The 17,933-nt window shown below is 64.4% G+C and carries 22 protein-coding genes and 1 pseudogene; 11 read left to right on the top strand and 12 right to left on the bottom strand.

Annotated features, from left to right (window positions below):
• Positions 1-53: 53 nt before the first annotated feature.
• The 3 genes and pseudogenes from ACVIN2_RS30075 to ACVIN2_RS30065 all read right to left on the bottom strand — a co-directional run bounded on the left by ACVIN2_RS30075 (position 54) and on the right by ACVIN2_RS30065 (position 2,874).
• Positions 54-597, bottom strand: a pseudogene (locus ACVIN2_RS30075) (REP-associated tyrosine transposase).
• Between the two features lie 61 nt (positions 598-658).
• Positions 659-1,144, bottom strand: a complete 486-nt coding sequence (locus ACVIN2_RS30070; RefSeq protein WP_456768354.1) for a J domain-containing protein — start codon at positions 1,142-1,144, stop codon at positions 659-661.
• A gap of 170 nt (positions 1,145-1,314) precedes the next feature.
• On the bottom strand, positions 1,315-2,874 hold the full coding sequence (locus tag ACVIN2_RS30065) for an outer membrane protein (protein WP_456768353.1): 1,560 nt from the start codon (positions 2,872-2,874) through the stop codon (positions 1,315-1,317).
• 278 nt (positions 2,875-3,152) lie between these two features.
• Here ACVIN2_RS30065 and ACVIN2_RS30060 point away from each other — a divergent pair, with 278 nt between their 5' ends.
• From ACVIN2_RS30060 to ACVIN2_RS30050, 3 genes are all read left to right on the top strand, one after another.
• Positions 3,153-3,920 (top strand): SDR family NAD(P)-dependent oxidoreductase, encoded by a 768-nt coding sequence (locus ACVIN2_RS30060; protein WP_456768352.1) that lies wholly within the window; start codon positions 3,153-3,155, stop codon positions 3,918-3,920.
• Positions 3,921-4,142: 222 nt separating this feature from the next.
• A complete protein-coding gene (locus ACVIN2_RS30055; protein WP_027519697.1) occupies positions 4,143-4,391 on the top strand; it encodes a helix-turn-helix domain-containing protein in 249 nt (82 codons plus the stop codon).
• A 112-nt stretch (positions 4,392-4,503) separates the two neighbouring features.
• On the top strand, positions 4,504-5,028 hold the full coding sequence (locus ACVIN2_RS30050; protein WP_456768351.1) for a collagen-like protein: 525 nt from the start codon (positions 4,504-4,506) through the stop codon (positions 5,026-5,028).
• Between the two features lie 9 nt (positions 5,029-5,037).
• On the opposite strand, the gene ACVIN2_RS30045 is transcribed toward ACVIN2_RS30050, so the two are convergent.
• Together ACVIN2_RS30045 and ACVIN2_RS30040 are read right to left on the bottom strand one after the other, a co-directional pair.
• On the bottom strand, positions 5,038-5,253 hold the full coding sequence (locus ACVIN2_RS30045; RefSeq protein ID WP_027519699.1) for a hypothetical protein: 216 nt from the start codon (positions 5,251-5,253) through the stop codon (positions 5,038-5,040).
• A gap of 96 nt (positions 5,254-5,349) precedes the next feature.
• Positions 5,350-5,616, bottom strand: coding sequence for a DUF2277 domain-containing protein (locus ACVIN2_RS30040; protein ID WP_018454139.1), 267 nt, complete (start codon positions 5,614-5,616; stop codon positions 5,350-5,352).
• A 125-nt stretch (positions 5,617-5,741) separates the two neighbouring features.
• On the opposite strand from ACVIN2_RS30040, the gene ACVIN2_RS30035 reads away from it, so the two are divergent.
• From ACVIN2_RS30035 to ACVIN2_RS30020, 4 genes are all read left to right on the top strand, one after another.
• Positions 5,742-6,833: an alpha/beta fold hydrolase gene (locus ACVIN2_RS30035; RefSeq protein ID WP_456768350.1), complete on the top strand. Its 1,092-nt coding sequence runs from the start codon at positions 5,742-5,744 to the stop codon at positions 6,831-6,833.
• A 145-nt stretch (positions 6,834-6,978) separates the two neighbouring features.
• On the top strand, positions 6,979-7,323 hold the full coding sequence (locus ACVIN2_RS30030) for a hypothetical protein (RefSeq protein ID WP_456768349.1): 345 nt from the start codon (positions 6,979-6,981) through the stop codon (positions 7,321-7,323).
• Between the two features lie 74 nt (positions 7,324-7,397).
• Positions 7,398-7,799, top strand: coding sequence for a DoxX family protein (locus ACVIN2_RS30025; RefSeq protein ID WP_456768348.1), 402 nt, complete (start codon positions 7,398-7,400; stop codon positions 7,797-7,799).
• Positions 7,800-7,830: 31 nt separating this feature from the next.
• Positions 7,831-8,433 carry an MSMEG_1061 family FMN-dependent PPOX-type flavoprotein gene (locus ACVIN2_RS30020; protein ID WP_456768347.1) on the top strand — a complete coding sequence of 201 codons (603 nt, stop codon included), beginning with the start codon at positions 7,831-7,833 and terminating at the stop codon, positions 8,431-8,433.
• Positions 8,434-8,518: 85 nt separating this feature from the next.
• On the opposite strand, the gene bfr is transcribed toward ACVIN2_RS30020, so the two are convergent.
• The 3 genes from bfr to ACVIN2_RS30005 all read right to left on the bottom strand — a co-directional run bounded on the left by bfr (position 8,519) and on the right by ACVIN2_RS30005 (position 9,868).
• Positions 8,519-9,007, bottom strand: coding sequence for a bacterioferritin (gene bfr / locus ACVIN2_RS30015; protein ID WP_007600720.1), 489 nt, complete (start codon positions 9,005-9,007; stop codon positions 8,519-8,521).
• Positions 9,008-9,140: 133 nt separating this feature from the next.
• A complete protein-coding gene (locus ACVIN2_RS30010; protein ID WP_456768346.1) occupies positions 9,141-9,413 on the bottom strand; it encodes a (2Fe-2S)-binding protein in 273 nt (90 codons plus the stop codon).
• Between the two features lie 161 nt (positions 9,414-9,574).
• Positions 9,575-9,868 (bottom strand): hypothetical protein, encoded by a 294-nt coding sequence (locus tag ACVIN2_RS30005; RefSeq protein WP_456768345.1) that lies wholly within the window; start codon positions 9,866-9,868, stop codon positions 9,575-9,577.
• Positions 9,869-10,003: 135 nt separating this feature from the next.
• Between ACVIN2_RS30005 and ACVIN2_RS30000 the strand changes: the two genes are divergently transcribed.
• Entirely contained in the window at positions 10,004-10,348 is a 345-nt protein-coding gene (locus ACVIN2_RS30000) for a hypothetical protein (protein WP_456768344.1), read from the top strand.
• A gap of 212 nt (positions 10,349-10,560) precedes the next feature.
• A complete protein-coding gene (locus ACVIN2_RS29995; RefSeq protein ID WP_007600714.1) occupies positions 10,561-10,845 on the top strand; it encodes a hypothetical protein in 285 nt (94 codons plus the stop codon).
• An 86-nt stretch (positions 10,846-10,931) separates the two neighbouring features.
• On the opposite strand, the gene ACVIN2_RS29990 is transcribed toward ACVIN2_RS29995, so the two are convergent.
• Complete coding sequence (locus ACVIN2_RS29990; RefSeq protein ID WP_456768343.1) at positions 10,932-12,158, bottom strand: lytic murein transglycosylase; 1,227 nt, start codon at positions 12,156-12,158, stop codon at positions 10,932-10,934.
• Between the two features lie 7 nt (positions 12,159-12,165).
• Complete coding sequence (gene ettA / locus ACVIN2_RS29985) at positions 12,166-13,815, bottom strand: energy-dependent translational throttle protein EttA (protein ID WP_027519709.1); 1,650 nt, start codon at positions 13,813-13,815, stop codon at positions 12,166-12,168.
• 233 nt (positions 13,816-14,048) lie between these two features.
• On the opposite strand from ettA, the gene ACVIN2_RS29980 reads away from it, so the two are divergent.
• Both ACVIN2_RS29980 and ACVIN2_RS29975 read left to right on the top strand, forming a co-directional pair.
• The gene (locus ACVIN2_RS29980) at positions 14,049-14,264 is read left to right on the top strand and encodes a hypothetical protein (RefSeq protein WP_027519710.1); all 216 of its coding nucleotides are present in this window, start codon (positions 14,049-14,051) and stop codon (positions 14,262-14,264) included.
• A 104-nt stretch (positions 14,265-14,368) separates the two neighbouring features.
• The gene (locus ACVIN2_RS29975; protein ID WP_456768342.1) at positions 14,369-15,331 is read left to right on the top strand and encodes a D-2-hydroxyacid dehydrogenase family protein; all 963 of its coding nucleotides are present in this window, start codon (positions 14,369-14,371) and stop codon (positions 15,329-15,331) included.
• Positions 15,332-15,335: 4 nt separating this feature from the next.
• On the opposite strand, the gene ACVIN2_RS29970 is transcribed toward ACVIN2_RS29975, so the two are convergent.
• Together ACVIN2_RS29970 and ACVIN2_RS29965 are read right to left on the bottom strand one after the other, a co-directional pair.
• On the bottom strand, positions 15,336-16,304 hold the full coding sequence (locus ACVIN2_RS29970; protein ID WP_456768341.1) for an NAD-dependent epimerase/dehydratase family protein: 969 nt from the start codon (positions 16,302-16,304) through the stop codon (positions 15,336-15,338).
• Between the two features lie 182 nt (positions 16,305-16,486).
• Positions 16,487-17,671, bottom strand: a complete 1,185-nt coding sequence (locus tag ACVIN2_RS29965; RefSeq protein ID WP_456769829.1) for a L,D-transpeptidase family protein — start codon at positions 17,669-17,671, stop codon at positions 16,487-16,489.
• Positions 17,672-17,933 lie beyond the last annotated feature (262 nt).

The following is a 17,933-nucleotide window of genomic DNA, read 5'->3' as shown; positions in this document are numbered from 1 at the left end:
CGTCCGTAGCCCGGATGAGCGAAGCGATATCCGGGAATTCAACCTCCGCCGGGTCAGCCTCCCTCGGCCCGCTCACCGAAAGCAATCCCACTTTCGCCGGCATCACCCGCCCAGTCTTCCGACAGCAATCCCGCCCGCACATATCGGGTGAAAGGACGAATGCGGCCAATCACAAACGCGCTGGACGTAGCGATGCTTGACGGGGTTGAAGTGAATGTAATCCACGTGGCGGGCGAAATCATCTTCGCCGCGAACCGTGTGCTCCCAGTAGCGTCGTTGCCACAGAGCCAATTCTCCATTGGAGTGGCGGGCGACGTCGATACCCGCATGCAGTAGTGTGCTGCTGAAATGCCCCTTGATCCTTCGCCAACGGCCCGCGAAATCGGCGTCATGCGGCGGGAGGCTCATGACGACGTGCAAATGGTCCGGAAGGATCACGATCGCATCGACCTCAAACGGGCGCTCCCTGCGAGCGGCCCGGAAGGCATCGCGCAGGGCGTCAACGTTTTCGGTCAAAATGGTCGATCGGCGGTCGAAGAGCGCTACAGTGAAAAAATAGGTACCGCCGGGAAGAAAGTTTCTGCGATACAGAACCATGGGCTAGACCCGTCCCGGATGTCGCTTCGCTCATCCGGGCTACAGGGTAGCACATGTGCCCTCACGCGTCCTTGTACGCGCGGGGATGGATCAGGAGATCGCGCGCGGCGGCGAGATCGATGAAGGCTTGCGCGCTGCCGCCATGGTCGGGGTGCATGCCCTTGGCGGCGCGGCGATAGGCCTGGTTGATGTCCTCGCAGGTGAGCTGCACCGCGAGCGGCAGGCCGAGCACCTTGCGGGCGCGATCCTCGCTGGACAATTTTTTCGGCGCAGCATTGCGGCGCCCGAAGCGCGGCGCGGTCAGATCGTGAACGACATCGAGCACCACGCCGAGACGGCGCCGTGCCGCCAGCGTGACGCTGTGATCGTCATTGTCCACGGCCTGGCGCAGCACAGGAAGCGCCTGCTCGGCAGCCTGACGCAGCATGGTATCGGTGCTCATCCGCGCGATCTCGGTCACGAGACGGCCGGCCTCGGCCCAATCGGCGCCGTCCGCCGACCGCAGGCGTTCGAGTGCGAGTTTCCAGGATTCAAGCCGTTCCATCATGCGCGCAACGTTTAGCAAGCAAGATCATTATGCCAAGGCCGCCGTTTCCGACCCCTTAATTTCGAGTTAGCCTTTCATGAAACTTCGAAACGAATCCTGAAGGAAATTGTCACAGCTGCGCGCAGACCGCATCGCGGTCGTTACGCCCCCGCCGCCAGACCCGGCACGGATCAGTTGAACTGATAGGCGAGACCGAAAGTCGCAACGTGGGTGCGCAGTGTGACATCGAAAGTATCGACGGTGTTGCTGGGCGCGAAGTGCGACGTTCGGCCGATTGCGTAAGTCGACGTGCCGAAATCGGCGAAGCGGTATTCGGCGCGCGCCAGCCAGTGATGGCCCAGCGCCCTCTCGAGGCCACCGCCGAGGGTCCAGCCCAGTTTCGTCGTGGAGTTCGCTATCACCGACGGCGATAAATTAAACAAGGTCCGGCAGGGCGTGCTCCCGCAGGTCGAGATCACCTCGTCATGCTGCCACGCCGCACCGCCGCTCGCGAATAGCAGCGTCGCCGGCGTGACCAGGAAGCCGAGACGCGCGCGCAGGCTCGCGTCCCATGTTGACTTCACCACAAGGGAATCGGCGCTCTCGTGGAAGGTGCCGAACGCCGGCGACACCGGATATCCGCTCAGCGTGACGGTCCGGTCGGCAAAGCCGGCGTCGCCCTCGATGCCGGCGACCCATTTGGGCGCGAATTGCCAGTTGACGCCGGCATAGGGACTGGTGCGGAAGGCGGTGCCGTTGAACGGCACGGTGTTCTTCTCGAGCGGGATCAGTGCAACGCCAAACAGTTCCGACGTTGCCGCCGTATCCACCTGCTGCGCGCGGGCACCGAGACCAAGACCGAGATAGGGGCCGGTCCATGACATCGCGATCGGCGCTGCCTTGGTGATCATCGCTGCCTGCGCTCCTGCCACGATCGGGTCGCCGAACTTGTAGGCCAGGCCGAACGAGGCGGCGTGAGTCTGGATCTTGAGATCGAATTTGTCCTCGGTCGAATTGAAGCCCGAAGCGGGCACGGCAGTTCGAGCAATGGTGAACGGTGCAGCGCCAAAATCGGCGTAGCGATATTCGGCGCGCGCAAACCAATTGCCACCCAGCGCGGTCTCGATGCCGCCACCGACGGTCCAACCAACCTGGATAGACGATGCGGAAATCACGGCGGGCGAAAACGTGAAGCCGGGACAGTTGGCGCAGTTCGAATTGATGTAGCTACGCTGCCAGGCGATGCCACCGGTCGCATAGGCCAGCGTGGCAGGTGTGAGCAGGAAGCCGAGACGGGCACGTAGGCTGGCGTCCCACTCGGTCTTTGCGGTCAGGCTGTCGGGCGGCAAGGCGAAGCGGACGAAGCCGGGGGAGAAGGCCAGCGACTGGCGCGTGGTGGACTGGTCGGCGAAACCGACATCGCCTTCGAGGCCCCCAATCCATTGCGGCGCCAATTGCCAGTTGAAGCCGCTAAAGGCACTGGTGCGGAAGCCCAGTCCGTCGAAGGACGCGCTTGTCGGCCGGCCGTCCGCCAGATTTTGCGGGGCGCCGGCGGCCGTCTCCGATGTCGCCGTGGCGTCCGTGCGCGAACCACGGAAACCAAGCCCAAGACCTGCATAAAATCCACCCCAGAGCGACGTGACCGCCGATGGGACCTTGTACGTCGGCGCGCCCCCGATATCCGCCGCCAAGGCAGGCACCGTCGCTGCGAACGCGATCAGAGCCGCGCTTGCGCCCCTCAGTTTCTTCATGCCCAATATCCCCGTCCGCGCGGAATCGCCGCCGCCCCAAATATTCGAGACAGATGTGACGCTGACGGCGCCAGATTTCTTGGACCCAAGCGACGGCGGATCAGACAAGAACGAACTGGCGATGTTCGTGCCGTGCCGTGGCATCTTTGCCACGTCCATCGGAAGTCACCGCGCTCCCCCGATTGCATAAGGCGTCAGCGCGGCATGGCGTTTCTGCCGCCTTCGTTTTCAACTAGTCTTGCCGGCAACGTTGAAAAACCCCAGCCAAGGAAACGCCCATGCCTCTCCTCCAAAACCATCTCGCCGTCATCACGGGCGCCGGATCCGGTATCGGCCGGGCCATCGCTGCCGGCTACGCCCGCGAGGGCGCGCAGGTGGTGCTGCTCGACGTCAACGCCGACACGGTCGCGGAAGCCGCCGAGGAGATCCGCAAGTCCGGCGGCAAGGCCGAGAGCTTTGCGCTCGACGTCACCAAGCGCGACGACTGCTTTGCGCTCGCCAGGCAAGTCGCCGACAAGGTCGGGCAGGTCTCGATCCTCGTCAACAATGCCGGCATCACTCGCCGCAATGCCTTCACCGCGGAGCCCGAGACGGTGGCGAAGGACTGGAACGACATCATCTCGCTCAACCTCAACGGCGTCTTCAACATGACGCAGGCGTTCCTCAGCCCGTTGCGCGCAGCCAAGGGCCGCATCGTCAATATCGGCTCGATCCAGTCCTTCGTGCATCTGCGCACGCCGAGCTCGGCGGCCTACACCACCTCGAAGCACGGCGTGCTCGGGTTCACCAAGGCGCTCGCGGTCGAGCTCGGCAAGGAGGGCGTGCGCGTCAACGCGATCGGGCCGGGCTTCATCGAGACCAACATCAATGCCAATGTGCGCGCGACCAATCCGGCGCTGGTGCAGGCCTTCGTCGATCACACCCCGCTGGCGCGCACCGGCAAGCCCGAGGACATCGTGGGTCCCGCGATCTTCCTTGCGTCGGACATGTCGGCCTACGTCACGGGAACGATCGTAATGGTGGACGGCGGATACCGGACGGTGTGAGCGGGATGATGCCTGCTTGGTAACGCGGGGTATGCTCGCAGGAACATGCAATCCGTGCCAATCGCGGCGATGCGGCGGCATTCCCAAGGTCAATTGGTGCGATCGCCCCGCGGTTAACCTTTCGTTAACCAAACCCGCCCACCGTAGATTTACGGCTTGGGGGTCGTTTGTTCTCGATCCGCTTCCAAAGAGGGAGGCGGGCGTTGATCGGGGAGTGTGTCGATGACCACTGTTCATGTCGCTGCGTCCGAGCCGGGCGCATATTTCCTTTCACCGAACCAGATCGTTCCGCTGCTGATCGGCGCGACCGTCGACGAGGTCGAGCGTGAGCTCGTGCTGCAGACGCTCGCCCGTTGCGACGGCAATCGCACGCGCGCCTCGCGCGTGCTCGGCCTCTCGGTGCGCACACTGCGCAACAAGATCAGGCTCTACGCCGCCTCCGGCATCGAGGTCCCCGCCTATCACGACTAGCGCGTGACGTGCGGCCGATTGGTGTTGATCATGCCCAGGCGCGAGCCCGGCGGAATTGCCGCTGTCGTCAAACGCCGCTAATTAGCTTGCTTCCGGTCAAGGGAGCAGCGGCGTGGCAGACGAACAAAAACGGCAGGGACCTCAGGGACCTCAGGGACCGCGCGGACGGCAGGGCGAACCGGGGCGGCCGGGACCGCAGGGTCATCCGGGCAAGCGCGGGCCGGATGGGGCGCGCGGCAAGCCAGGACCTCAGGGCAAGCCGGGGCCGATCGGGAAGGCCGGACCGCTGGGCAAGCCCGGTCCGCAAGGCAAGCAGGGCGAAGCCGGACCGCGCGGGGCGGCCGGTGCACAGGGACCTGTCGGACCGCAAGGGCCGGCGGGGCCGCAAGGCCCGCGTGGCGAACCGGGGCCGCCCGGCCCATTGCCGTCGATCGAGCAGGTGCTGCCCTGGCTCGATCAGCTGTTCGACGCCTGGGACGAGCGGCGCCGCCAGCGCGAGCATGAAGCCGCCGAGCGCGAGGCGCTGGAGGCCGCGGTGCAGGAGACCGACGACGCGCCCCTCGGTGACGAAGACGAGGACAGCGAAGGCGATCACAGGAAGAAGAAGAAAAAGAAGAAGCACGGCCACAAGGAGTGACAGACGAATCTATTTCGTTCCGTTCTCGCGTCGCGGCAGCATGCCCATGCGCTCGAACTGCCAGCGCATGGCGCGGTACCAGAGATAGCCGACCGCTGCGCCGCACAAGGCCAGGATCACGACGTTCGCGCTCGAGAACGAGCCGCTCCACCACGTCATCCACGCGGTCCACAGCAACGTGAAAACGATGGCACCTGCTTTCAGCGGAAGAAGGGGGCGGGTCATGGTGGTGCTCCGGCGTGTCAAAAGCCCGGCGAACATCATCGCGCGTTGCGACCGCTTTCACCGTGAGCCAGATCACGGAACGGACCTTCGAGCCGCCTAGCCGAACCGCAGCCGCGAACGCTCCTTGGCCTTTTCCGCCTCGACCTCACGGTCGCGCGCCGGGGCATGGGTGTGCAGCGACGTCAGGAGTTTTCGCGCAGCCTCCGAGACCTCCGCCACCGCACGATCGAAGGCCGCCTCGTTGGCCTGCGACGGCTTGTTGAAGCCGGACAGCTTTCGAACGAACTGGAGCGCGCTGGCGTGGATCTCATCCTCCGTCGCCTCCGGCTCGAAGTTGAACAGCGTCTTGATGTTGCGGCACATGCAGTCTCTCCTGACCTTTCCCTCGAGGACGAATGGCGAAAACGAAATCCTACATCCTTCCGGACGGTTCTGCTAAGTTCCGCCGCAACGCGGCCGCCGACCAGAGCCGCACGGGGGAAATAGACATGAAAGCTTCCTGCGCGGCGCTGTCAGCCATCCTGTTCTCCGTCTCGTTGACGGCCATCTCGACGTCCGCATGGGCGGCCGATTATCCGGCGCCGAAGCAGGGCGACTGGATCGCCAGGGATTTCAAGTTCCACACCGGCGAGACCATGCCGGAGCTGAAGCTGCACTACACCACCGTGGGTGAGCCGAGCGGCCAGCCGATCCTGGTGCTGCACGGAACCGGCGGCTCGGGCGCGAGCATGCTGTCGCCCGCCTTCGCCGGCGAGCTGTTCGGCGCGGGGCAGCCACTCGATGCCTCCAAATATTACATCATCATCCCCGACAATATCGGCCATGGCAAATCGTCAAAACCGTCCGACGGGATGAAGACGAGCTTCCCGAAATACGATTACGACGACATGGTCGAAGCCCAGTATCGCCTGGTCACGGAAGGGCTCGGGGTCAAGCACCTGCGGCTGGTCATCGGCAATTCGATGGGCGGCATGCACACCTGGCTGTGGGGCGAGAAATATCCGAAGGCGATGGACGCGCTGATCCCGATGGCCTCGCAGCCGACCGAGATGGCGTCGCGCAACTGGATGCTGCGGCGGATCATGCTCGACACCATTCGCAGCGATCCCGACTACAATGGCGGCAATTACACCGGCCAGCCACGCATGATGAAATACGCCATCACCGCCTACGGCATCGCGAGCATCGGTGGAACGCTGGCCTATCAATCGCAGGCGCCGACGGCGGCGAAGGCCGACAAGATCGTCGACGAGCGGCTGGCCACGCCGATCGCGGCAGATGCCAACGACTTCGTCTACCAGTGGGAGTCCTCGCATGACTACAATGCCGGCGAGAAGCTCGAGGCCATCGAAGCGTCGCTGCTGCTGATCAATTCCGCCGACGACGAGCGCAACCCGCCCGAGACCGGCATCACGGACGCTGCGATGACGCGGGTGAAGAACAGCAAACTGTATCTCATCCCTGCCAGCACCGAGACGCGCGGCCACGGCACCACCGGAAACGCCAAATTCTACAGCGAGCAGGTCCGGCAATTTCTGCAAGCCGCGCCGCAGCAAACGATCGAATCTGCACGCCGCTGATTTTGCATCGCATCAACGGCCGTCTGGCCCGCATATTATTTGAGCATGCATTACGCTGACGGCTCGGGCTTAATCGCGTCGATATCCGAATCGACGCGCGGCACAATCGCACGCCGATGGCACGACACGCGATGAGGAGGATCGCATGCACAGGCTCGCACTGTGCGTTTGGCTGGCCACGCTGACGAGCGCCGCGTTCGCGTTCGACAACGGGCAATATGATCACGTCCCGCCCGACATCCGCGCCTGGTTTAAGAGCGTGATCGCACCGAACGGTGTGCCCTGCTGCGACGTCTCCGACGGCCATCGCACGGAGTACGACGTGCGCAGCGGTGCCTATTGGGTGCCGATCGAGGGACAATGGATGGAGGTGCCCGAGCGCGCCATCATCCGCGACCGCGGCAATCCGGTCGGCGAGGCCGTTGTGTGGTACGTTCGTCACCGCGGCGCCGTCATCATCAGTTGCTTCGTGCCGGCCGATGCGGTGTAGCGCGCGATAGCGCCTTGGCACCGCGCGTGCTAGTTCGGCCGATGGCTCCTGCGAACGACCGAACGCGCGCGATCATGCGCTTTGTGCTGGCAGCGTTCTACATCGCGGCCGGCATCGCGCATCTCCGGGTCCCCGACAAGCTGCTTGCGATCACGCCGGCCTGGGTTCCGTTTGCAACACAGCTGATCCTCATCACTGGCGTTTGCGAGATCGCAGGAGCGGTTGCGCTGGTGACGAAGCCGCTGCGCTGGTGGGCGGGCGTGGCGCTCGCGCTCTATGCGCTTTGTGTGTGGCCGGCCAACATCAAGCACGCCCTGGAGGGCATCGACCTTTCGCCCGTCCCCAACAGCTGGCTCTATCACGGGCCGCGGCTGGTGCTGCAGCCGGTGCTGATCTGGTGGGCTTTATATTGTGCCGGCGTGATCGATTGGCCGCGGCGGCGTGACAAGGGGGATAGCGATCGCGCCGGGAGATGATATTCTCAGACATTCCACCAGGGAGACCTTCGTGACTGATCTTTGCGCCGAAGACCTCGCCACCATCTATGCCCGGCCGAGCCCGCGCGTGATCGCGAAAGCGCGCCCCGCGATCGATGCGCACGCGAAAAAATTCATCGAGATGTCGCCGTTTTGCGTGCTCGCGACGTCGGGAGCCGATGGCAGCGTCGATGCCTCACCGCGCGGCGGCGGCGTTGGCTTCGTCCACGTCGCCGGCCCCAACCAGCTGCTGATGCCTGATCGCTCCGGCAACAACCGGATCGACAGTTTTCGGAATGTGGTGGAGGGCTCGGGCTTCGTGCATCTGTTGTTCTTCGTCCCCGGCATCGACGAGACGTTGCGCGTCGGCGGCCGCGGTACGCTGTCGGCGGATCCGAACCTGCTCGCCTCGATGGTGGAGTTTGGCAAGGCGCCGCGCGCGGTGCTGAACGTCGCCGTCAGCGAAGTCTATTTCCACTGCGGCAAGGCCCTGATGCGCTCGAAGCTGTGGTCATCCGAGAAAGTGCCGCGCTCGGTGATGCCGAGCATCGTCGAGGTGGTCCACGAGCAGACCGGCCTTGGTGAACCGCAGAGTCAGGACGTGGTGGAAGCGCTCTACAAGACGCAGTTGTAGCTGGCGTCCTGGACTGTCGTCCCGGCCTGGCGCGCAATTGCGCATCAGACCGGCACGGAGTTTGTGGCAGCGCTAACGCGCCGAACTAGTGCCCCTCGCCCTCGAGCCCGCCAACGTGCTTCTGGGTATAGAGCTCGAGGCCGATGCGGCCGATCAGGTCGAGCTGGGTCTCGAGGAAGTCGATGTGGTGCTCCTCGTCGCTCATCAGTTTCTCGAACAGGTCGCGTGTGACGTAGTCCTTGACACTGTGGCAGTAGGTCGCCGCTTCCTGGTAGAGCGCCCGCGCGCTCATCTCGGCGGCGAGATCGCACTCGATGATCTCCTTGACGTTCTGGCCGATACGCAAGGGATCGAGCACCTGCATGTTCGGGAAGCCGTCGAAGAACAGGATCCGCTCGGTGAGCTTGTCGGCGTGCTCCATCTCCTCGATGGACTCCTTGCGCCAGACCTTGGACATATCCCGCAGGCCCCAATTGTCGAGGAAGCGGTAGTGCAGCCAGTACTGGTTGATCGCAGTCAGCTCGTGACGCAGTGCCTTGTTGAGATAGTCGATAACTTTTGCGTCGCCCTGCATGATTCACTCCAGCTCTTGCAGTCCAAATCGGCCGTAAACCGAATTTAGAACGCTTCTAAATGAGTTTGAAGACTGGAGCAACCGGCTACGGGGACGCAGCCGGGGAAAAGCTCAGTCAGGGTTGCGGAAGATTTCAGCAGGCCGCGAGGGCGAACTCGGCCGGCTGGGCCGTCTCGTCCTTGGCAGCCACACTGTGGTTGTGCGGGCAGCCGGAGCAGCAGGACGAGGCACAGGGGCCGAGCGCTTCGTCGATAATGGTCTTGATCGTCCGGGCGCAGCGGCCGCATTCGGCGCTACAGCCGAGACATCCATAGACCTGCTTGGCATGGCGCACGGCGTCGTCGGACTCGGCGACGGCGGCGCGGATGTCGTCATCGCTCAGCACGTTACAGGAACAAACGATCATGGAAGCGGCAGGCCCTTTGGTGATGCGTCATCATCGATATTTAAGGGGCCCGCCGGATGCAAAAGGAAAAAGCGGAATTTGAAGCTATTCCAAACTAGCCCGGAAACAGCCTAGAACTGCTCTAAAATAGGTCATTGCGCTGGATCAAGATTGCGGCGGACCTAATCGCCCCCGCCTCCTCCGCCACCATCGCCGCCGCCGCAATCCCCGCCACCACTGCCGCTATCGCTGCTGGAACAGCTGCCGCCGTCGGTCGCGCTGCCGGAACTGTCGCTGGAAAACCAGCTCCCGAACGAGAAGCCGTCGCTCGTCCCCGTGGAGGTGTCGCCGCCGCCATCGCCCCCGGCGCGGGAGCGCCGCTGGCCGCGGTTCTGGAGATGGGTGATCCAGCCGTAGCCAATCGCGGAGACGATCCCGGCAGCGATCAATGCATTTATCATCGCGTTGCCCATCATCACCCTCCCCTGGCTGAGCTGCGGTCCACGTTAATTGGTCGCCCCCGGCAAAGGTGCCGTTCATTGATCATTCAATCGAAATATGGAACTTTACCCCCAAAGAGCTCCCGCGTGTTTTGCTCGAAAGGTCAGTCAATGAAGAAGTCGCTCCTAGCAATCGCTGCCGTCGCCGCTCTGGCCCTTAGCGCCGTCACACCAGCCCAGGCGCAACGCGGCGTCGCCGCGGGCGTGGCGGCCGGGATCATCGGCGGCGCCATTGTCGGTGGGGCGCTGGCCTCTCCGCACTATTACGGGCCCGGCCCTGGCCCCGGCTACGCATATGGTCCGGGATATAGCCCGGGCTATTATCCGCCGCGCTACTACGCGCCGGGCCCGGGCTACGTCGCCGACGAGTATTACGGCGACGGCTGCGTCTGGCAGAAGCAGCGCTTCTGGGACGGTTATGCCTGGCGCGTCCGCCGCGTCAGAGTCTGTGGCTGAAGTCGCCCCAAGCCGGCTCATTCCAGATGCGCCGTTCATCTCGGGGCCTGAAAAAGACCGCTTTTTCTCGTCACAGCTCCGTGCGCGTTTACCGCGGATTGACCATTTGCGCGCTTCCTAGCTGCAAGGCCAATTCCATCAGAGTCTGCGTGAACCTTTGAACCCCGGACGCTCCTAACAAGGAGCATCCATCTCTCAGGAGAGCCAAGAGTATGAAGAAGACTTTAGTTGCCGCCCTCACGGTTGCGACGATCGCCGGTTCGCTGGTGACCGCCACGCCGTCCGCCCAAGCCCATGACGGCGTCGGCGCCGGCATCGCAGCCGGCCTGATCGGCGGCGCGATCGTCGGCGGTGCCATCGCATCGAGCCGTCCCGCCTACGGCGGACCGGTTTATGTGGCCGAGCCTGGCCCGCCGCCCCCGCCCTGCTACTGGCAGCGCCAGCGCTACTGGGATGGCTACGGCTGGACCGTCCGCCCGGTTCGCGTTTGCTACTGATCTGATCGCACGGCGCTCATGAGCACCGCGATCGAAGCCCGGCCGAGCACCTCGGCCGGGCTTTTTTCTTTTGGCTGGCCCTGCGCCTATCGCGTCGCCTGGATCGAGCGCAGCACCTCTTCGCTCGGCCAGCAATCGACCTTGAGGCCTGCGGACTTCTGGTAGGCACCGAGCGCAGCGCGCGTCTGCATGCCGGCCTTGCCATCGATCTTGTCCTTGTAGAGCCCGACGCGCGTGAGCCCGCGCTGCATCGCCTCGACGTCCTTTGTCCGCAATTGCTTCGAGGCAGACCATGGTGTCGCGAACGGTTGCGGGCTCGTCATGCGGTCGGCGAGATGGCCGACGAACAGCACGTAGAGATCGGAGAAATTGTACTCCTTGATGACGAAGTAGTTCTTCGTGGTCAGGAAGGACGGGCCGTAGATGCCTTCGGGTTGCAGCAGCGAGGCAGGCTGCGCCTGCTCGGCGGCAGTGAGCTTTTGTCCACGCACCGGCACAAAGCCTTCGCGCAGCCACTGTCCGATCGGCTTCGTCACCTCGGGCACGCCAGCGGTGCAATCGACCTTGGCCGGTGCCTGCACCTCGTAAGCCCAGCGCACGCCGCTCTGCCAGCCCTTGTTGACGAGCTGCTGCGCGGCGGAAGCCAGCGCATCGGGCACCGAATGCCAGATGTCGATGCGGCCGTCGCGGTCGAAATCGACGCCGTGCTTGTAATATTCGGACGGCAGGAATTGCGTGAGCCCGGTCGCGCCGGCCCAGGACGAGCGCATGTCCTTGCGTGTCACTACGCCGTCGCCGAGAATTTTCAGCGAGAGGATGAACTCGTTGCGATAGGTGTCCTTGCGGCGGCCGACATAGGCCTGCGTCGCCAGCACACGGACGAGATCGTAGGGAAGTGTGTAGCGGCCATAGTCGGTCTCGCGGCCCCAGATCGCCAGCATGACGGTGGCGGGCACGCCCGAGCTCTTCTCGATCTCGGTCAGGGCCTGACGATATTTTTGCAGCAGCCGCTGCCCCTCGCCGGCGAGCCGCGCGATCGAGGCTTCCCTGACGTAATCGGCCGGCACCTGCACGAACTCGGCCTGCGACGGCGCACCGGTCGCTGGGCGCCCCGGCAGGATCAGATCCGGCAGCTTGTAGTCAGGCTCGAGGCCGCGCGTCTCTCGCTCGAACGTCGCGCGCGACACGCCGGCGGCCTCCGCCTCCGGCCACAGCGAGGCGATGAACTGCGTGAAGGCGGCGTCGGCAGCGCGGGCGGGCGACAGGCCGCAGGTGATAGCGATCACCGCAGCTATGAGCACCCGCCGCATCATGCTGAGATCACCGCGTCAGCTTCTTGTACTTCACGCGATGCGGAATGATGCTGTCCTGGCCGAGGCGGCGCATCTTGTCCTTCTCGTAGTCCTGGAAGTTGCCCTCGAACCATTCGACATGGCTGTCGCCTTCGAAGGCCAGGATGTGGGTCGCGATGCGGTCGAGGAACCAGCGATCATGGCTGATGATGACCGCGCAACCGGCAAAGTCTTCCAGCGCCTCTTCGAGCGCACGCAGGGTGTCGACGTCGAGGTCGTTGGTCGGCTCGTCGAGCAGCAGAACGTTGGCGCCGGATTTCAGCATTTTCGCAAGGTGCACGCGGTTGCGTTCACCGCCGGAGAGCGCGCCGACTTTCTTCTGCTGGTCGGCGCCCTTGAAGTTGAACGACGAACAATAGCCGCGTGAATTGACTTCCCTCTTGCCGAGCAGGATCAGCTCGTTGCCGCCGGAGATCTCCTCCCACACGTTCTTGCTGCCATCGAGCGCGTCGCGCGACTGGTCGACGTAACCGAGATGAACGCTCTCGCCGACCGTGATGGTGCCCTTGTCCGGCTGTTCCTGCTTGGTGATCATCCTGAACAGCGTGGTCTTGCCGGCGCCGTTGGCGCCGATCACGCCGACGATACCGCCGGGCGGCAGCTTGAAAGTGAGATCGTCGATCAGCATGCGATCGCCGAAGCCTTTGCTGAGCCCTTCGAAATCGACCACGTTCTGACCTAGGCGCTCGGCCACCGGAATCGTGATCTGCGCGGTCTGTGTCTGCTTTTCGCTCGCCTGTTTCAGCAGTTCGTCATAGCGCTGATAGCGGGCTTTGGATTTGGCCTGGCGGGCTTTCGGGGAGGACGCGATCCATTCCTGCTCGCGGGCGAGCGTCTTCTGATGCGCCGCGTCCTCGCGGCCCTCCTGCTCGAGCCGCTTCTGTTTCTGCTGCAGCCAGGACGAGTAATTGCCCTCGTAGGGAATGCCCTTGCCGCGATCGAGCTCGAGAATCCAGCTCGTGACGTTGTCGAGGAAGTAGCGGTCATGGGTGACGATCAGGATCGCGCCGGGATAGTTGCGCAGATGGCCTTCCAGCCACGACACCGATTCCGCGTCGAGATGGTTGGTCGGCTCGTCCAGCAGCAACAACTCAGGTTGGTCGAGCAGCAGCTTGCACAGCGCGACGCGGCGGCGCTCACCGCCGGAGAGTTTCGACACGTCGGCATCGTCGGGCGGACAGCGCAGCGCGTCCATGGCCTGGTCGACCTTGCTGTCGAGATCCCAGAGGCCCTGGGCCTCGATCTCGTCCTGCAGCTTGGTCATCTCGTCGGCGGTCTCCTCGGAGTAGTTCATCGCCAGCTCGTTGTAGCGATCGAGGATGGCCTTCTGCTTGGCGACGCCCAGCATGACGTTCTCGCGCACGCTGAGTGCCGGATCGAGATGCGGCTCCTGCTCGAGATAGCCGACGCGGGCGCCCTGGGCGACCCAGGCCTCGCCGTTGTACTCCTTGTCGAGGCCGGCCATGATCTTGAGCAGCGTCGACTTGCCCGAACCGTTGACACCGAGCACGCCGATCTTGGCGTCCGGGTAGAAGCTCAGATGGATGTTATCGAGCACCTTCCGGGTCGGGTAGCTCTTGGTCAGGCCCTGCATGAAATAGATGAACTGGCGCGCCATCGGTCCCGAAAACCTTCGATTTGAGGAAATTTGCTTGCCGCCGATGTAGCGATCCCGCCCCCAAAGGGCAATGTTTTCCCTCCGTTCACCACGGATCAATACGGGACGGACACCATCCCGCCGCCGATCGGGACAATTGAAACCATCTTTTAATAAATCAGGCCAAAGCTCGTTTTCGCGCGGAAACAGCGCCACCCGCTCAGAATGATCGGGGAGCACAGCGAGACAGCGTCATGGCCATGATCGAGACCCATTCCCTTCCCGTTCCGGCGGAAGCCGGCAGCGCCTCCGCATTTGCCTCGGAGATCAAGGGCTTCTGGAAGCGTTTCTTCGCCACCGCTTTCAATCCCTACCGGCCCGAACTGCACTACATGCGCGGCCCCGGCCCCGCCTGGCGCGCCAAGCACGGCATGAATGCGCCGTTCCGGCTCAAGCCCCGCGACCTCTGAGCCTTTATCAGCTGTCGGATTTTTGAAGACGCGAACGGCTTGCGCACGGTCCTGATTGCGCGCAACCATGGCCCGGTTCCACCTCTCGCCATGGAAGAACGCTGATGACGCGGCTGCGCTGTGCAATTCTCGACGACTATTTCAACCTCGCCCTCGACGTCGCCGATTGGCAAAGCCTGTCCGACCGGATCGACGTCACCGTGTTCAGCCATCCCTTCGCCTCCGAGCAGGCCGCGGCGAGCGCGCTGGCCGACTTCGAGATCGTCTGCGCGATGCGCGAGCGCACCGCGTTCCCGAAGAGCCTGTTCGAGAGCCTGCCGAAGCTGAAGCTGCTGCTGACCTCAGGCATGCGCAACGCCTCAATCGACATGGAGGCCGCCACGGCGCGGGGCGTCACGATCGGCGGCACGCAATATTCACGCGATCCGACTGCGCCCCTCACCATGGGCCTGATCCTGGAACTGACCCGTGGGATCGGCCGCGAGAACGCGCGCATGCATGCGGGCGAGCCCTGGCAGACCTTTGCCGGCGTCGAGATCGAGGGATTGACGCTCGGCGTCGTCGGGCTCGGCAAGCTCGGCAGCAAGATGGCTGGCATCGCGAAGGCGTTCGGCATGAACGTGATCGCCTGGAGCCCGAACCTGACCCCGGAGAAGTGCAAGGACGCCGGCGTCGGCTACGCCACCAAGGAGGAGCTGTTCGCCAAGGCCGATATCGTCAGCATCCATGTGGTGTTGAGCCAGCGCTCGCGCGGGCTGGTCGGGGCTGCCGATCTCGCGCGGATGAAGCCGACGGCCTTCCTCGTCAACAGCGCGCGCGGGCCGATCGTGGACGAGCAGGCGCTGCTCGAGGCGTTGCAGCAGAAGAGGATTGCAGGCGCCGGCATCGACGTGTTCTCGGTCGAGCCACTGCCGACGGACCATCCCTTCCGCAAGCTCGACAACCTCGTGCTGACGCCGCATCTCGGCTACGCCACCGAGGACGGCTTGCGCATCCATTACGGCCAGATGGTCGAGGCGATCGACGCCTTCACCAAAGGCAGAGAGCTGCCGCGCAAGCTGGCTTGAAGCCTCAGGCCGCCGAGCGGTGACCGGCGGGCTGCTGTGCCGCATCGGCAAAGCCATCGCGCCAGGAGGCATGCGCCGGCAGCCAGCCGAGCTCGCGCTTGGCCTTGGCGTTGGATGCTCCGCGCACCTCCGTCATCATCACAACCATATGCTCGCCCGCAAGCAGGCGCCCGAGCCAGGCGGGAATGTGACGCGGCGGCTTGGCACCAAGCAATTCGGCCAGCGCGGGCAACCAATCCTTCACCTGCGCCGGATGATCGTCGACGATATTGTAGATGCTGCCGGCGCGTCCGCGTTCAAGCGCGGCGAGCGTGGCAGAGGCGGCATCTTCGGTGTGAATGAATGACCACGTGCCGCTGGCATCGCCGATCACCGGCACACGCCGATGGCGTAGCTGGTCGATCATCGCCGGCGAGAGCGTGCCGGTGCCGCGTCCATAGAAGAATCCATAGCGCAGCACGACGCCTTCCGGCTTCGTTGAAGCGGTGACGCTTCGCTCCAGATACCGGATTGCCTCAAGCGTGCGTCGCAACTCTCGCGGCGGATGCGGGTCGAACTCATCGGTCTCGGTCTTCACCGTTCCCCCGGCGCGACTGAAGGTCCAGCCGCAGAAGCTTTGCGCGATGAAGCGCTTGGCGCCGGCCTCGCGTGCGGCATTCAGCAGAATGTCGGTTCCGCGGGTGCGGAGCTCGTTGGTTCGCGCGAAAGTCCGGTCGAAATGCCGGAGGTCCGTGGCGGCCGCGAGATCCGTCATCTGGTGGATGACGGCGTCGGGCTTTGCCGCAATCACCGCAGCGCGCATGCTGCCGGCATCGAGGCCGTCGGCCACGACCGGCTCTGCACCCAATCGCCGCACAAGGTCTGTTTTTGCCGCACTCCGTGTCGTGCCGATCACCGAATGACCCGCGGCGACCAGCGCCGGAACAAGATACTGACCGACCGCGCCGGTCGCGCCCGCAACAAAGATGCGCATCCTGTGCTCCTCAATTCGTTGCAATCCTCCCGGACGTAGTCGAGGTGCGGAGCGGTTCAAGCAAGGCATGCACATGCGCAAGCGAGACATGCGCGCATGCGTCAAACGACGACGGCGCGTGACCGAAGTTCACGCGCCGTCATCAGATCAATTCTTGCTAGATCAATTCTTGCGAGGCCGGTTCAGCGCACGGTGACGGGCGCGGGCAGCGGCGGCACCACTGTCGGCTGGGTGCCTCCGACCGGGCCGGCCTGCGCGGCCATTGGCGCGGGGCCGGCAGCGCCGGGCACGGGCGCGGCGGATGCGGTCGCAGTTCCCGGCGGCGGACCACCCGGCATCACGACCACGCGGGTGCCGACCTTGACGCGATCGAACAGGTCGGAGACGTCCTCGTTCAGCATGCCGATGCAGCCGGACGACACGAACTTGCCGATCGTCGAGGGCTGGTTGGTGCCGTGGATGCGGTAGACGGTCGAGCCGAGATACATCGCGCGGGCGCCGAGCGGATTGCCGGGACCGCCGGCCATGAAACGCGGCAGATAGGGCTGGCGCTCGATCATCTCGGTCGGCGGATGCCAATCCGGCCACTCGGCCTTGCGGGTGATCTTCTGCACGCCGGTCCAGGTGAAGCCGTCGCGACCGACGCGGACGCCGTAGCGGATCGCACGGCCGTTGCCGAGCACGTAATAAAGGTAGGTATTCGGGGTATCGACGATGAGCGTTCCGGCCGGCTCCTTGGTCGCCAGCGAGACTTCCTGGCGGCGCAGATTCTGCGGCAGCTGCGCCGGAGCAGCGTCAGGCTGCTCCTCGGGCGGGAGCGAGGCGATCGCCATCGGCCGGCCGTCGGCACCCACGGGCGGCTGCCCGGCCTGGACCGTTCCGGTCGCGCCGGGACCACCGACCGCCTCGGGCGGACGCAGGCCGTCACTGCCGGGCGCCTGTGCCGGACGATCGGCGTAGATCACCGCGGGCGGGCCGGCGGGGCGGCCATAGCGCGGATCGTCGGGCGACGTCACGGGACCCTGCGGCGCGGCCGAGTAGACGGGGGCGCCGGCCGGACGGCCATAACGGGGATCATCGGGCGACATCACCGGCCCCTGCGGCGGCGCGGCGGAATACACCGGGGGAGCGCCTGGCGGACGGCCGTAGCGCGGATCCGGGCCGGGCGGCGGCAGCGCTGCCTGCGGCATCGCATCGTCTTCATCGTCCATAGCGTCGAAATTCGGCGCGCGGTCGCCGGGCCGATATTCGGCCGGCGCGCCGTAGCTCGGCGCCTGCTGGACCGGATAGCTCTGGGCCTGCGCGAGCGAGGTTCCCGCCGCAGCGACTGTTGCGGCAGCGCATATCGTCAGAAAATGTTTGATCATCATCGCTCTTGTATAGTCCCCGGGCCCCGTCCGGACCGTTAATGGCCAGATGACGGAAGATAGCGGCACATTCAAGACATGACAGGCGGATTTGTGCCTGATTTGCCGATTTGTGATCCGCAAGACTACCGTTGCCTGCTTGCATCAGGGGACGAAAATCAGCCCACGCCCGAGATCGCTGGACTAGTCGGCTCCGTTTTTTACGGAACGGCACGGAATCGTTGCGGTATGTTCGAATCAGCCTGATTCGCCTCCGCTTTGA

The organism is Bradyrhizobium sp. USDA 3650 (assembly GCF_054057395.1).
Note: the sequence above shows the minus strand (reverse complement) of the source record. Positions and strands in the feature narration are given on the sequence as shown.